The following is a 14,262-nucleotide window of genomic DNA, read 5'->3' as shown; positions in this document are numbered from 1 at the left end:
CCGTACACAGCTCAGTGCAGCCAGTTCGGCTCGCATATGTTCAGCCCCAATTCTGCCCTGCCCAGACACTAGAGCTCAGGCGGTAGAGTAGAGCCATGCCCGCACAGAACACCACCCGCACGCAGCCCAGTACGCAGCCCGGCGCAAACTACCAGGCGAAGCCTGCACGCCGCACACACCGCCGCCTCCTGACCCCTCCGCTGGCACAGAAGAACGGCATTGACCCGATTCAGCTGATTCTGCCGCACCTAGAGGAGCTCCCCGCCGAGCTTGCCCCAAACGGTAGCTCCGCGACCAGCACCACCCCGACGACCGTCGCGGATTATCTGATTGCGCGTTTCTACCCGAACGACCCGCAGATTATTCACGCCCGTTTTAACACCGGCGAGGTGCGCCTGGATGACGGCACGGTGCTGACCAGCGATAGCCCCTACATGCCGGGCGAGCGCATCTGGTACTTCCGCGAGCTTGCCGATGAGCCGGAGCTACCCTCCGATATGCCGGTGCTCTACGAGGACGAGCACGTGCTGGCGATTGATAAGCCGCATTTTCTGCCGACCACCCCGCGCGGTGCTTATATTGCGCAGACCGCGCTGACCAAGCTGCGGGTGCGTGAGCAGAACCCGCTGCTGATTCCGATTCACCGCCTGGACCGCCCGACCGCGGGCGTGCTACTTTTTGCTAAGACCGTGGAGGCGCGCCGCCCCTTCCAGATGATGTTTCAGCACCGTCGGGTGTCGAAGACCTACCGCGCCGTGGCGCCGGTTCCCGCTGACCCCGCCGCCGCCGAGCGGGCGCTGAGTGCGGAGGGGCTACAGGTGCGTTCACATATTCAGAAGATTCGCGACCAGCTGCAGGTTCAGCAGCTTTCTGAGGAGCAGTGCGCGGCGCAGGGCGTGGAGCCGAATACGCTCACGACCGCGAAGATTCTGCAGACTTTCACCCCGAGCGCGCAGGCGGTTGAGGGCTGGCGCGCGGAACCGAATAGAGAATGGGCGCTCTATGATTTGGCGCCTCACACCGGCAAGACGCACCAGCTGCGGGCGCACCTGAATATGCTCGGTTCCCCCATTTTGGGCGATGTACTCTATCCGCAGGTACTCCCCGACGCACCCGACCGCCCCGAGTACCCGCTGCAGCTACTGGCGTACAGCCTGCACTTTGAACACCCCATCACCGGTGAGCGGGTGGACCTGTACAGCGGCCGCTCGCTGGTTGCCGCCGCCTAACCCGTTTTTGAGTGGCGTTCATCCCGTTCCCTGCGGTGCATCTTCTCGGCGGGCTCTCGAAAAGGGGTCACACCCGAGAGCCCGCCCACAGCGTCCGGGCGTTCAGAGGGCAAAAAGTGGGATAATTTCAGACGTAATACTTCACCGCAACTACAGAGGGTCCATGAATTCCCAGCCGTCTTCCCACAACGCGCAGTCTCTGGAGTCGATTAGCGAGTACGCCGAGCGCACCTCCTCGCATGCCGCTGCCGCAGCCGCCAGCGTCACCGACACCTTCGTGCACCGCATCCTCGGCGTGCCCGGCGCCCTCATCGGTTCGGTGCAGGTGCCGGACCCGCGCCCGCTGAGCCAGCGCCTGAACATTTGGCATTACTGGTGGCAGGCGCACCTGCTGGACTGTGTGATTGATGCCGGCCAGCGTCACCTACGCGAGGGCGATATCACCGCCGCCCAGGAGGAGTTGCACCGTGCCCGCGCGCTGTTGCGCGGCATTAATGTTCGTAACTACGGCCGCTTCGCGAACGACTACTTTGACGATATGGCGTGGCTGACCCTCGCTGTGGGCCGCATGAATTCCTTCTGCATTGAGCTGACCGGTGCGAACGATGTTGCCGCTCAGGATGCTGGTGCGGCTCTCTTTGAGCAGCTGGCGAAGGGTTTCTCCCCGGTGGGCGGCATGAGTTGGCGCAAGTCCAAGCGTGATTTCGTGAATGCTGCGGCGACCGCGCCGACCGCCCTGGCGTATGTGCGTGCGGGTGACCCAAAGACTGCCGCCGCGCTCATGGACTGGATGAATGAAACCCTCTGGGATGCAGAACGTTCGCTCTATATTGACGGTGTGAACGTGCGCGGCGACGAGTACGACTACGAACGCGGCGAATACACCTACAACCAGGGAACCGCCCTGGGTGCCCTGCTGAGCCTCGCCGCCTCCGGCGTGCCCTGCGAGGTGGACCCCGCAGAACGCGCCGAACGCCTCATCGTCGGCATCGTCAAGCATATGACCGAAGAGGTGGAGTTCCTCTCCGGTGCGCGCCGCCGCATCCTCATCTCGCACGGCGACGGCGACGGCGGCCTGTTCACCGGCATTCTCGTGCGCTACCTGGGCATGGCGGCATCCTCGCCGCTGCTCAGTGACGAGGCGCGAGCGCTCGCCTCGACCCTGGTGTACTCGACCGCCCGCGCCCTGTGGGAGGGCCGCCGCGAATTCGACCCCGACCTGCCGATGAACGAGTACGGCATTGACCCGAACGAGATTCGCGGTAAGGCGCTCGTACAGTTCTCCCCGCGGTTCACCGAGCCGATGAGTAAGGTCGTGAAGCCCGGTGCGCCGGTGGAGCTGTCCACTCAGGTGCAGGCGTGGACTATTTTTGAGACGGCGGCGCGTCTGGCGCATGCCCGCGACCTCGCCTCCCACGGCTTCTAAATTCTTATCGTTGATACAGCCCTAATCTTCTCCCGCCAATGTATTCTCACGCTGGCGCAGAAGGTTAGGGCTGGGTTCATTGCGGGGGCGTGTACACGGGCGTACGGTGAATTTTATGCTTGCTTCAGAATCACAACAGGTCACTGCCAGCCCGAACGCCAACACCATTTTCATGGTCTGGAAGTTCAAGGAAGGCGTCTCCCAGGACGCGCTCGTTGAGGGGTTCCAGAACCTCTGCGGGCTCGTCATTAACCTCAACCACACCGCCGCTAACCGCTACTCGCCCGAGAACGCTAACGTCGTTCTGGGCATCAGCCACAGCGCCTGGCTGACCCTGGATTTGCCCAAGCCCCTGCCGCAGGAGCTCGTGGAGTTCGAGGAGATTAGGGGCCCCAAGCACACTGCGGTCTCCACTCCCGGCGATCTGCACTTCCACATCCGCGCAACCCAGCCGTCGGTCGCCTACGATATGGCGTCCGCTATTACCGCGGCTCTGCGCGATATTGCCGAGGTGCTCGATGAGGTGCACGGCTTCCGCTACTGGGACGGCCGCTCCATCATCGGTTTTGTGGACGGCACCGAGAACCCGCAGACCCCCGCGGCACGCGAATACTTCGGCCTCATCGGCGACGAGGACCCCGCATACAAGGGCGGCAGCTACCAGTTCGTGCAGAAGTACATTCACGACATGACCGCGTGGAACGCCCTGCCCGTCTCCGAGCAGGAGAAGGTCATCGGCCGATCCAAGCACGACGACATCGAGATGAGCGAGGACGAAAAGCCCGCCAACTCGCACTCCGCCATCGCCAATATCGGTGACGACTTCAAGGTTATTCGCGACAACATGCCCTTCGGCACCGTGGGTAACAACGAACTGGGCACCTACTTCATCTGCTACGCCAGCACCTTCTCGACCGTCCGGAAGATGCTCATGAACATGTTCATGGGAGTGGACGGCGCCAACTACGACCGCCTGCTGGACTTCAGCACCGCGGTGACCGGCACCCTCTTCTTCGTGCCGACCGTAGATATGCTCGGCGACTTCGCCGGCTAAGGTTGGTTAAACCCAGCTGCGCCCGGCCAGCTTCTTGCGAACCCCGCCCCCGGCAAAGGAGGCGGGGTTTTCCGGTAGGCTAGGGTGTAGACATTCAGACGGAAAGCAAACAATCGAGAGAAGAATGAGCGTTCTAGATAACTCTTTCCCCACCGAGGACTTTGGCTTCACCATCACCAGCCGCCTGGCGGACACCGCCTCCCCCAGCGCTGAACGTGTAGAAGCCAACGGCGGACAGTTCCGCGGACGCACCGGTGTCATCACCACCCCGCACGGACAGATTCAGACCCCCGCCTTCACCCCCGTGGGCACCAAGGCAACCGTCAAGGCGGTCCTGCCCGAGTCCATGAAGGAGCTCGGCGCTCAGGCTCTGCTCTCCAACGCCTACCACCTGTACCTGCAGCCCGGCCCCGAAATCCTGGACGCGGCGGGCGGCCTGGGGGCCTTCATGAACTGGGACGGCCCCACCTTCACCGACTCCGGCGGCTTCCAGGTCATGAGCCTGGGCTCCGGCTTCAAGAAGGTCATCGACATGGGCACCGTCGCGGACGCTAAGGGCGCCGACGGCCGCCCCCTCGGCGACGACGACGTGGCAAAGGGCAAGGAACGCCTCGCCCACATTGACGACGACGGCGTGAACTTCAAGTCGCATATTGACGGCTCGATTCACCGCTTCACCCCCGAGGTGTCCATGCAGGTTCAGCACCAGATCGGTGCCGACGTCATGTTCGCCTTCGACGAGCTGACCACCCTCTACAACTCCCGCGGCTACCAGGAGGAGGCACTCGAACGCACCCGCCTGTGGGCGCTGCGCTGCATCGCTGAGCACCAGCGCCTGACCGCAGAGCGTGTCGGCAAGCCCTACCAGGCACTGTTCGGCGTGATTCAGGGTGCACAGTACGAGGACCTGCGCCGCAAGGCCTGCCAGGACCTCGGCTCCATGCCCTTTGATGGCTTCGGTATCGGTGGCGCGCTCGAGAAGGAAAACCTCGGCACCATCGTGCGCTGGTGCGCCGAAGAGCTGCCCGAATCCAAGCCCCGCCACCTGCTCGGCATCTCCGAACCCGACGACATCTTCGTCGGCATCGAAAACGGCGTGGACACCTTCGACTGCGTCTCCCCCACCCGCGTGGCACGCAACGCAGCCGTCTACTCCCCCACCGGCCGCTACAACATCACCAACGCGCGTTTCAAGGCAGACTTCTCGCCCATCTACGAGGGCTGCGACTGCTACACCTGCACCCACTACACCCGCGCCTACCTGCGCCACCTCTTCAAAGCGGACGAGCGTCTGGCGGCGACCCTCGCCTCCATCCACAATGAGCGTTTCATCGTGCGCATGGTGGACGACGCCCGCGAGGCTATCAAGGACGGCACCTACTTCGAGTACCGTGACGAGTTCCTCGGCAACTATTACTCCGGCAAGAAGCCCTAAACCCGCTCTTCAACCCGCGTAAGGAGAACCCTATGAGCATCACTCATGTTCCCGATGAGGAGCTTCTCGTCTTCGACCACGAGATTGCCGCACCGGTCGAGGACGTCTTCGGCGCCTACCTGGACCCCGAACTGCTGGTCCGCTGGTACGGCCCCGCCGGCTGGCACGTGCGCCCCACCGACGTTGTCGTGGAGCCCGTCGTCGGCGGCATGCAGCGCCTCTCTATGATTAACGAGGTCGATCCCTCGGTGTCCTGCATTCTGCAGAGCCGCTTTTTGAGCATTGAACCGTTCAAGGAGCTCGAGTACGCCGAGCAGCTGCCCGACCACCTGGGCAACCCCGGCAGCGTGCTGGTGTACCAGCGTCACCGTTTCTTCCCCGAAACCGTGATTACCGCCGACGGCGTGGGTTCCGGTACCCGCATCGTTATCGAGATTGGCCCCATGCCCGCCTCGGTCCATGAGGAGGTGCGCACCACCTGGCGTTCAACCTTCGCCCGCCTGGATGACGTGCTCGCCGCTCGCGCCCGCGGGGAGCTCTAAGCCCTGCTGTGCCGCCTCCTCGAGATAGCTTCGAGACGGCAAAGCGCCGCGTTGACGAATGAGTCGTCAACGCGGCGCTTGCGTTTAACGCCTAAACCTTGCGGGGTTGAGCCGCAGGCTAGTTAGTCAGCTTCACGGTAATGACGGTGCTACCACCATCCAGGGACACACACTCGGGGGTCGCACGATCCGCACCGTCACCCGGCTTCCAGTAGCAGCGCGCCGACATAACGGTACGCTCGCCATTCGCCTTATCGGTCACCTCGGCGGGGTTCTGCACCACAAACTGGCGGACTAGCTCACGCGCAAACAGGCAATCCACCGCACCTGAGGTCACCTGAACAACTCCGTTGTGCTTCAGGTAGCCGGTAGCGTCCATGCTGCCGCAGCTACCGCCAGCAGACTGAACATCCGAGCTGGACAGGCTCGCGGTGCTCGATGCCTTCGCCGAAGCGTTCGAACCGGTCTTCGCCGATGCGGAGGGGCTCGCCGCCGCGCTCGCCTGCACGGTTGCCGAAGGGCTTGCGGTGGTGATAGTGCCCGGGGTAACGGTCGCCTCCGCGGTGGGGGTGTGAACAGTACCGGCAGTCGGGGTGCTCTCAGTAACCGTTGCGGTGCGGGTGGGGCTGGCGGTTGCCTTCGCGCTCGTAGCGCTCGGGCTGGGGGTTGCGGTGGCACTCGGGGAGGCGGTGGTGGCTCCTCCGGAGCACGCCGACAGAGCCAGTAGGAGCGTGGCACCGAGCGCTACGGGGCTGTACCGCTTAGCGGTGCGGAGAGTAGTAGAAGAAGTCTGGGTAGAGTGCTTCTGTGCCGGATGCATGGTGACCTTTCTGCGTCATCGGTTCGGGTTCCTACCCAGTATTCTAAAGACGCTACCTGTGAGCTAGCTATGTGGATATGACATCTCAAGGACTCGCGAAATAGCCCCAAGAGCACAAAAGGAGGGGCTCCCCGGCATTGCAGGGAGCCCCTCCTGAGCTATCGACAAACCATTATGCCCGCGCGCTCCGTTTTAGAACTGACCGCCACCAATCGGAACCGAGTAGGTTCCGCCATCGTGGCAGGTCATCATGCCATCCTCCGGCTCGCCGTAGCAGGTAATCTGTTTGCCGGAAGCAGCGGGGAATGTCGTCACATTATTCGGGCGCAACATGAGCGTGTTCGCAGTCGTGCTCTCAGCATGCAGGGTCGCGGGGGCAACATCCTCCACGCGCTCATCGTAGGCACCCGTAGCAAAATTCATGCGGGTGATGCGCACCGGCGCCGAGAAGGTACGACCCACCGCACCGTTACCATCGGTGAGCTGACCGCCCAGACGACGCTCACAGGTCAGAGTCGACTCAGCGGGATTCAACTCGCAGACGGTGCGCTCATCGTAGCTCTTGAAACGGTAGTAGCCGGCACCGGAATCGTACCGGGCAGAATCCATGAGGAACGGAATGTCGGGAGCGTCCGGATTCTGCAGGCGAGCCACGAAGACGACATCCTCGCCAATAGTGCATTCGGGGGCGCCGCGGTCCTCACGACGGTTCTCCGCCATCTCGTACTGCGGGTTCCAGTAGCAGGTGGCATCCTGAACCTTCGCAACCTGATGCTGAGTCAGGTTGTCGTCAGCACGCGGGGTGGTGACGTACTCGGTCAGCACATCCAGTGCGTGGGCGCAGTCCACGGTACCGCGCAGCACAATAATTTCCGCGCCGGTCTTCAGGTAGCCCTTACGTCCGATGTGTCCGCAGCGCTCGCCGGCGGAGGCGCGTTCAGCCTCCACCTTTTCGGGCGCGCGAGGAGTGTCACCGGTGGGGCTTGCTGCCGCGGTGGGGGTTTCCTTCGCATCAGCGGGTGCGGAGGACTCGGATGCCTTCGCCTCGGCGCTCTCTGCGGGAGCCGGCACCTGAGTCTCGGTGACGGTCGGCTCGGTCTTCTTCGTCGGCGACGGGGACGCCGTGGAGGAAGGAAGCGGGTACTTCGAGTGGTTAGCCGTGCCGGAGGGGCTGGGGGTCGACGAGGAGTTTTCGCTCTGAGAACCGCCGAAGCAGCCGGTCAGGGCGAGGAGCAGGGCGGCGGCGCATCCGGTAGCGCGCATCGTGCGGCGGCCCCAACCGGCGGGGCCTGCCTGAGTGTGGTGAAACGACATCGTTATCTCTCCCGGGAATGAACCTTTTGCACCCTTTGCAGAAGGTATTTAAAGCATACGCTTCACCCCGTTCAAGATTCGGTTTATTACAGCGGAGCGCCAGCCTCTACTTCTGCGGCAGGTAGGAGCTCAGCAGTTCACGCTGCTCGGGGGTCAGTCGAGTCAGTTGCCCCGCGATGGAGTCCCAGAACGCCAGCACGGTAAAGGCGCGCACGCATTCGCGGCCATCCACCGGGGAGAGAATCGAGTAGCCAATCCGCACGGAGGCGGCGCTGACCTTCTCCACGCGCAGGCACACGGGTACGGGCTCGCCAGTGTAGGGTAGCTGAGCCAGATAGCGGATACCGTGCTCGGCGATGAGTGCCTGCACGCCCTCGGCGACCAGCTCGAACAGCGGAATCGGAGGCTGCGGTGCCACGCTTGGCTTCTCACCGGACGACGGAGGCGGGCCGAAGAGCGCCACGCGGGCTTCTTCCATGACCGAGAGGATTGCAACGTTGTTGACGTGGCCGTAAGCGTCCATGTCGCCCCAGCGGGCGGGAACGTGCACCAGCAGTTCGTCGGTGGTACCAGCCTCAGAGGCGGCGTTCTTTTCGGGGGTGTTTTCGTGGCTTTGCATGGTTTTAACTCTACTCCCCCGCCGCTTTGAGGGGGCTGTTCACACAGGTTCGCACTATAAAGCAAATGAACACATTATCTAGGTTTAATGCTCTAAAAATATGTTCAGAAATTAAAATGATGAGGCTCGAAAGCTACGATGCTTTCGAGCCTCATCCAACACACAGACATTTGAACGCATACAAGATCATACGGTTCACTGTCTATCATAGACCCGCTCTGAGAGCCCACGGTATTTTTACGGGTTTATTACGAGGAATTCCGAAAAGTTTCCGTATTTTTCGTTTATTACTCGCACTAGCCGCGGACTACCCTGATCAAGGCCTCAGGGAACAAAGCTCCCAGAGCGCAGAACCGCAGTTCTTAACGGCCCAGCTTCGCCGCGGTCTCCAGAGCATGGTCGGCGTCGTACTTCATGGCGTCATACTCGCCGGTTGCCTGCTGAGCCTCCACAAAGGTCTGCTCATCAATCACGTGAGTATGGCGGATACGAGCAAAGTACAGCAGGCTCAGGACCACAAAGTAGCCCACACCCACCACAGCCGGAATCATGGAACCGCGCACCATGAAGAGCGCAACCCACACCGCGAAGAGCAGCAGAACGCCGACAGCAGCGGTGAACTGGCCACCCCACAGGCGGAAACCATCGGTCGCCGGCTCAACACGCTTGTACACAATGTAGGCGAACAGAATCAGAACCCACACGGTCAGCGCGCACACCATAATCACGAAAATCATGGAAAGGAACGCTTCCTTCGGGCTGTACAGCGCCAGCAGAATAGCAATGACCATGCCGCTGGTCGATAGCCATACCGCACGAGCCGGAACGCCAGCGCGGTTCACCTGAGCCAGCTGGATAGGCGCCATACCGTCAACCGCCAGCGAGTGCATCAGACGCGCACCCGCGTACAGGTTCGCGTTCGCGCTCGACAGCGCCGCAATCAGCACCACAAAGTTCACGAAGTGCGCCACGCCGTGCACGCCCAGCTGCTCAAAGACCAGAACGAACGGGGAAGCCTCCACCGCATCGCCCAGACCCGACGCCGAACGCCACGGAATAATAGCCACAACAATCAGGACCGCCAGCACGTAGAAGGTCGCCAGACGAACCATCATCGCCTTAGCCGAGGAACGCACCGATCGGGAGGGATCCTTCGCCTCCGCGGCAGAAATCGAGATCATCTCAATACCGCCGAAGGAGAACATCACAACAGCCAGCGACAGCCACACCGACTGCGGGCCGTTCGGCATGAAACCACCATCGTTGAAGAGGTTCGCGGTACCCACCGCAGCGTGGCCGGGCAGACCGAAGAAAATCAGGCACAGACCCACCAGCAGGAAGGCAACAATCGAAATGACCTTAATGGAGGAGAGGAAGAACTCCAGCATGCCGAAGGACTTCACGCTCGTCAGGTTCAGCACAATCAGCGCCACACCAAACGCGGCAATACCCGTCCACAGGGGAAGCTGCGGCCACCAATAATTGAGGTAGGTCGCCACCGACACCAGCTCAACACCGGCAATCAGAACAGTCGCCGTCCAGTAGGCGATGCGAGTCAAAAAGCCCGCGAACGGGCCCAGGTAGCGGGTAGCGATAGTGCCGAAACCGCCGCGGACAGGGTAGCGAACCGCCATTTCACCGGTTGCCGCACCAATCACCGAAGCGAGCGCAGAACCAATAGCGTAAGTGAGAATGACCGCAGGACCAGCCATCGCGATGGCGGTGCCCGAGCCCAAGAAGAGGCCCGTACCAAGCGCGGAACCCATCACAATCATGGTCATCTGTCCGTGGGACAGAGAACGCTTCAGGGTGCGCTGCCCGGCGGTCCCCGCTGCAGCCTGGCTGCGGGTATCGTCGTTGTGGGACACGAAGGTGCCTTCCGTCAGTACGCCTTAGGGGCGTGATGTGCAATGTGTGCTCGCACCCGGCTCCCGCGGCCTCATATCCTCGGTGACAGGTGCGAATAGTTAACTATTCTACGGGCACGCCCGAGCCGTTCAGAACGGCGCCGCCGGAACCCGCAGAAAGCGAAAGGCACCGGGCAGGGGCGCTCCCCCATCCGGTGCCTTTTCAGGTTCAGCCTCGCGAGGCTTTCACGCTATTTAGTGCTGTGCCGCGTTGGTGTCTTCGTCGGCGTGCATAGCGTCCAGGTCGGGGCGCTCATAACCGCCCTGAACCTTCGACGAGATGGCGTAGCCGATAGAAATCAGCACAAAGAAGACGATGCCGACCATGATGGATTCCTGAACACCAGAGCCGGGCAGCATGAACATTGCCGCCAGGGTCGCCAGAACACCCGTCAGAGCCAGACCAGCGGTGACGCGGCCACCCAGCACGGTGAAGGAGGATGCGTTCTTCTGGTCCTTCTTGTACGCCTGGTAGGTCAGCAGAATCATGATCCACACAATCAGGATGCACAGGGTCACCAGCGCCATGAGCAGGGCGAAGATGTCGCCAATCTTGGCAACAGCCATCACGGTCGCCACAACAACGCCGGTGAAGGAAATCAGCAGAGCCACGACCGGCACACCGCGCGAGGAGGTGCGGGCAGCCACTGCGGGAGCCATACGGTCAGAGCCCAGGGCGTGCAGCAGGCGGGTTGCCGCGTACAGGGAGGCGTTCGCACCCGAGAGCGCAGCAACGAGCACCACGAAGTTCATGATGTCCGCTGCGAAGGGGATACCCAGTTCAGAGAAGACCAGCACGAACGGCGACTCGGTCAGCTCCGAGTTCTGCGCGGCAGTCTGCCAGGGCACCAGGCAGAGAATAATCGCCATGGACACCACGTAGAAGGTGGACAGACGCCAAATCATTGCCTTCACGCTGGTTGCCACTGAGCGTGCCGGGTCCTTCGCCTCCGCTGCGGAAAGGGAAATCATTTCCACACCGCCGAAGGAGAACATGACAACAGCCATCGAAATCCAGATAGATGCCGGGCCGTTCGGCAGGAAGCCGCCGTCGTTCACGAGGTTAGCGGTACCCGCCGCAGCGTGACCGGGCAGACCCACGAACACCAGCAGCACACCAATCACCATGAACACGATGACGGCAGAAACCTTAATCGACGAGAGCAGGAACTCCAAGGCGCCGAAGGACTTCACGCTCACCAGGTTCAGCACCAGAATAATCGCGCCGAAGAGAGCAACGAACACAGCCAGGGGAACATCCGGGAACCAGTACGCCATGTAGTGGCCAACCGCCACCAGCTCAGCACCCGCCAGCGGCACGGTGCATGCCCAATACGCCCAGCGAGTCAGGTAGCCACTAAAGGGGTTCAGGTATCGGCTGGCAATGGTACCGAAACCGCCCTGGACGGGGTGACGCACGGACATTTCACCCGCGCACGCAGCAATGGTTGCCGCAATCATCGAACCAATAGCGTAAGAGAGGATTGCGCCGGGGCCCGCAATCTTAATGGCGGAGGAGGAGCCCAGGAACAGGCCCGTACCCAGCGCCAAGCCCATCGCAATCATGGTCAACTGGCCGTGGGAGAGGGAACGATTCAACGAGTCGTTCTTCTCCGACTGCTCGGGGGTGTTCCCCTGCAGTTTAGACATAACGCATCTCTTTCTTATACATGCTGTGTATTGAACAAGTCTGAAATGGCAATGCCGCCCAGGCGTTAGGCCGGGCGGCTCTGCACATCAGCTGTAAGGAGGTTAGCTTATGCCACGTACTCCAGTTCGTGACGCTTGAACCAACCAATAATCGGGTAGCTGATCGGCATGAGGAGCACCTCGACCAGGCACTTATAGATATAGCCAATCAGCACGTAGTTGATGAACGCTTCCGGGGTGTCGATGCCGAGTACCGGTGCGGCGATTGAGCAGAAGATGACCGTGTCGAGCAGCTCACCAACCAGGGTGGAGACAATCATGCGCAGCCACAGGAAACGGCCCTTGCATGCCTTCTTCATCGCTACCATGACCCAGGCGTTCAGGGTCTGACCGAAAAGGTAGCCGAGCAGGGAGCCCGCAAAAATCTGCCAGACCGGGCCGAGAACCTGTGCGAACGAATCCTGGCCGGTGTAGAAGCTTGCCGGCGGCAGGTGCACAATCAGCAGGAAGCACAGGGCAGCAAAAGCAGCCGAGCTGAAGGACGCCACAATGGCGCGGCGGGCACGCTTGAAGCCGTACACCTCAGAGAGAAGGTCACCAATAACGTAGGCGAGAGGGAAAAGGAAGAAACCACCATCGGTGACGATGGTGTTACCGATGAGGGGCAGTTCGAAGGGCAGCGGACCGAACTCCACGCCCTTGGTTGCACCAATATTCGAAATGATCAGGATGACGCAGGACGCGCCCAGCAGCAGATCAAAGTAGCCGCGGCGACCAGCCCAGGGCACCTTAACGGTGCTCGTCTGAGCCTTAGATTCGCTAACGGGTTTAGCCATTACTTTCCCCAAGTCTTTCTTCATGCGATGTGTTTCTTGACGCGAGGACACCGCCCTCACGCGTGGTGGGTGAGCGCGCTATGCAGGGCGCTACTCACCGGCTCGTCTGCCACCCGAGCCTATCTAATAGTACCTATATGCCGTGGCGGCGGCAGGTTTCTGCGCCTCTTTCAAGAGTGTGGACGCGGCATGCACCCGGTTACCCGGTGTGGGATGCCTGCGGTACCATCCCATCCCGATAGCGGCAGAACCCACACATTTACAATGGAGGTATGAAGAGACTGAGCCGCAGAGTTCACCGCAACGGAGTTTACCGCAGCGGCGCTCACCGTACTGAGCAGGTCGCATCCCTGCTGGAAGCGGGTACGGGTCGTGCTCTACGCGCCTCGATACGACGTTCTGCGCGTCGAGTGCAGAAGAGGCGGCACCGCAATCAGCGGCGGCTGAGCGCACATATCCCGCGGTTGCATCCGCTACTGACCTATGCGGCGCATGCGGTTCGTGCCGGCATTTCTCTGTTGGAGCCGATGCTGCTGGCGTCCTCTGAGCTTCTCGGCTACCGGTCGTTTACGCATCGCGGGCGCAATATCTACTACCGGGTCGATAACCTGCACCTTCTGACCGAGTCTGAGTCTGCGCCCGGTGTGCTGTTCTATTTTGATGGTGATCATCTCTCCCGTGCCGGTAGTCGTCTGCTGCGCCGCACTTCGCCGTTGCGTGCAGAGTTGGCGCAGGTGGCGGCTGAGTTCAACATGCTGTCCGTGCCGGTGCTCTCGCCGGGTAGCCTGCGGGAGCCGCGCCTGACCGATGCCGGCTCTTATGCGCCTCCGCTGACCTATAACTGGTGGGTTCGCGCCCGCTCAAACGGCAGGATGGTCCGCGCCCTCATTGAGGAGATTGCCCTGGCGTACGGGGTGGATATGAGCCGCGTCTGGCTTGCAGGCTATTCGGGAGGCGCGGAGTTCCTTAGCTATGAGTTGCTTTCGCACGATGTTGAGTGGATTCACGGAGGCGGCGCGACCTTCATCGGCGGCGGCGGCGCTGACGGCGTGCCGGAACGGGTGCGTGAACAGGCTGCGCTGAATCCTTCTTCGCATGAGCGCCTGCTGATGAGCTGGCATGTGGGTGTGCTGGATGGGCGTTCGCCGTCTGGTCGTCGTCGCATGGCGACAAGTTCTGAGGGGAGCTGGTCGGCGCGTATTGCAGCGCAGGAGGGCAGCGCGTTCTACGAGAGTTTGGGGGCGCGGACTCTTCTGCAGGTGACTCCGGGGCGTGGCCATACGGGGTATCCGATTGCGTCGCTGGTGGGGGCTGATTTGGCGGCGGCTACGCGTTTGGGGTTCCTGTAGGGGCTGCGTTTTGTCACAGGTTGTTTTGTCATAAACATGAAAATTCGCATGGATTACGCAAATTTCTTGGTGACACATTCA

General features: G+C 61.6%; 12 protein-coding genes. 6 read left to right on the top strand and 6 right to left on the bottom strand.

Annotation, left to right across the window (positions count from 1 at the left end):
* The first annotated feature begins 95 nt into the window (after nt 1-95).
* The 5 genes from HXO69_RS05180 (at nt 96) to HXO69_RS05160 (ending at nt 5,686) form a co-directional block, all read left to right on the top strand.
* Nucleotides 96-1,229 (top strand): pseudouridine synthase, encoded by a 1,134-nt coding sequence (locus HXO69_RS05180; protein WP_012904179.1) that lies wholly within the window; start codon nt 96-98, stop codon nt 1,227-1,229.
* Between the two features lie 163 nt (nt 1,230-1,392).
* On the top strand, nt 1,393-2,655 hold the full coding sequence (locus HXO69_RS05175; protein ID WP_044150801.1) for a glycoside hydrolase family 76 protein: 1,263 nt from the start codon (nt 1,393-1,395) through the stop codon (nt 2,653-2,655).
* Nucleotides 2,656-2,770: 115 nt separating this feature from the next.
* Nucleotides 2,771-3,709, top strand: coding sequence for a Dyp-type peroxidase (locus HXO69_RS05170; protein ID WP_296545709.1), 939 nt, complete (start codon nt 2,771-2,773; stop codon nt 3,707-3,709).
* Nucleotides 3,710-3,833: 124 nt separating this feature from the next.
* On the top strand, nt 3,834-5,144 hold the full coding sequence (gene tgt, locus HXO69_RS05165; RefSeq protein ID WP_044150805.1) for a tRNA guanosine(34) transglycosylase Tgt: 1,311 nt from the start codon (nt 3,834-3,836) through the stop codon (nt 5,142-5,144).
* Nucleotides 5,145-5,176: 32 nt separating this feature from the next.
* A complete protein-coding gene (locus tag HXO69_RS05160) occupies nt 5,177-5,686 on the top strand; it encodes an SRPBCC domain-containing protein (RefSeq protein ID WP_005507177.1) in 510 nt (169 codons plus the stop codon).
* A 118-nt stretch (nt 5,687-5,804) separates the two neighbouring features.
* Here HXO69_RS05160 and HXO69_RS05155 read toward each other — a convergent pair whose 3' ends face one another.
* The 6 genes from HXO69_RS05155 to HXO69_RS05130 all read right to left on the bottom strand — a co-directional run bounded on the left by HXO69_RS05155 (nt 5,805) and on the right by HXO69_RS05130 (nt 12,832).
* Entirely contained in the window at nt 5,805-6,506 is a 702-nt protein-coding gene (locus HXO69_RS05155; protein ID WP_296545706.1) for a hypothetical protein, read from the bottom strand.
* A 192-nt stretch (nt 6,507-6,698) separates the two neighbouring features.
* A complete protein-coding gene (locus HXO69_RS05150) occupies nt 6,699-7,820 on the bottom strand; it encodes a phosphoglycerol transferase (protein WP_296545705.1) in 1,122 nt (373 codons plus the stop codon).
* Between the two features lie 106 nt (nt 7,821-7,926).
* Entirely contained in the window at nt 7,927-8,439 is a 513-nt protein-coding gene (locus tag HXO69_RS05145) for a thioesterase family protein (protein ID WP_296545704.1), read from the bottom strand.
* A 362-nt stretch (nt 8,440-8,801) separates the two neighbouring features.
* A complete protein-coding gene (locus tag HXO69_RS05140) occupies nt 8,802-10,307 on the bottom strand; it encodes an amino acid permease (RefSeq protein WP_296545703.1) in 1,506 nt (501 codons plus the stop codon).
* Between the two features lie 234 nt (nt 10,308-10,541).
* On the bottom strand, nt 10,542-11,996 hold the full coding sequence (locus tag HXO69_RS05135) for an amino acid permease (protein WP_296545702.1): 1,455 nt from the start codon (nt 11,994-11,996) through the stop codon (nt 10,542-10,544).
* Between the two features lie 107 nt (nt 11,997-12,103).
* Nucleotides 12,104-12,832 carry a queuosine precursor transporter gene (locus HXO69_RS05130; protein WP_296545700.1) on the bottom strand — a complete coding sequence of 243 codons (729 nt, stop codon included), beginning with the start codon at nt 12,830-12,832 and terminating at the stop codon, nt 12,104-12,106.
* Between the two features lie 272 nt (nt 12,833-13,104).
* Between HXO69_RS05130 and HXO69_RS05125 the strand changes: the two genes are divergently transcribed.
* Entirely contained in the window at nt 13,105-14,181 is a 1,077-nt protein-coding gene (locus HXO69_RS05125; protein WP_296545698.1) for a hypothetical protein, read from the top strand.
* Nucleotides 14,182-14,262: the final 81 nt, after the last annotated feature.

It is taken from the genome of Rothia sp. (in: high G+C Gram-positive bacteria), from assembly GCF_015265375.1.
GTDB lineage: Bacteria > Actinomycetota > Actinomycetes > Actinomycetales > Micrococcaceae > Rothia.
This window is presented reverse-complemented; position numbering and strand designations above follow the sequence as displayed.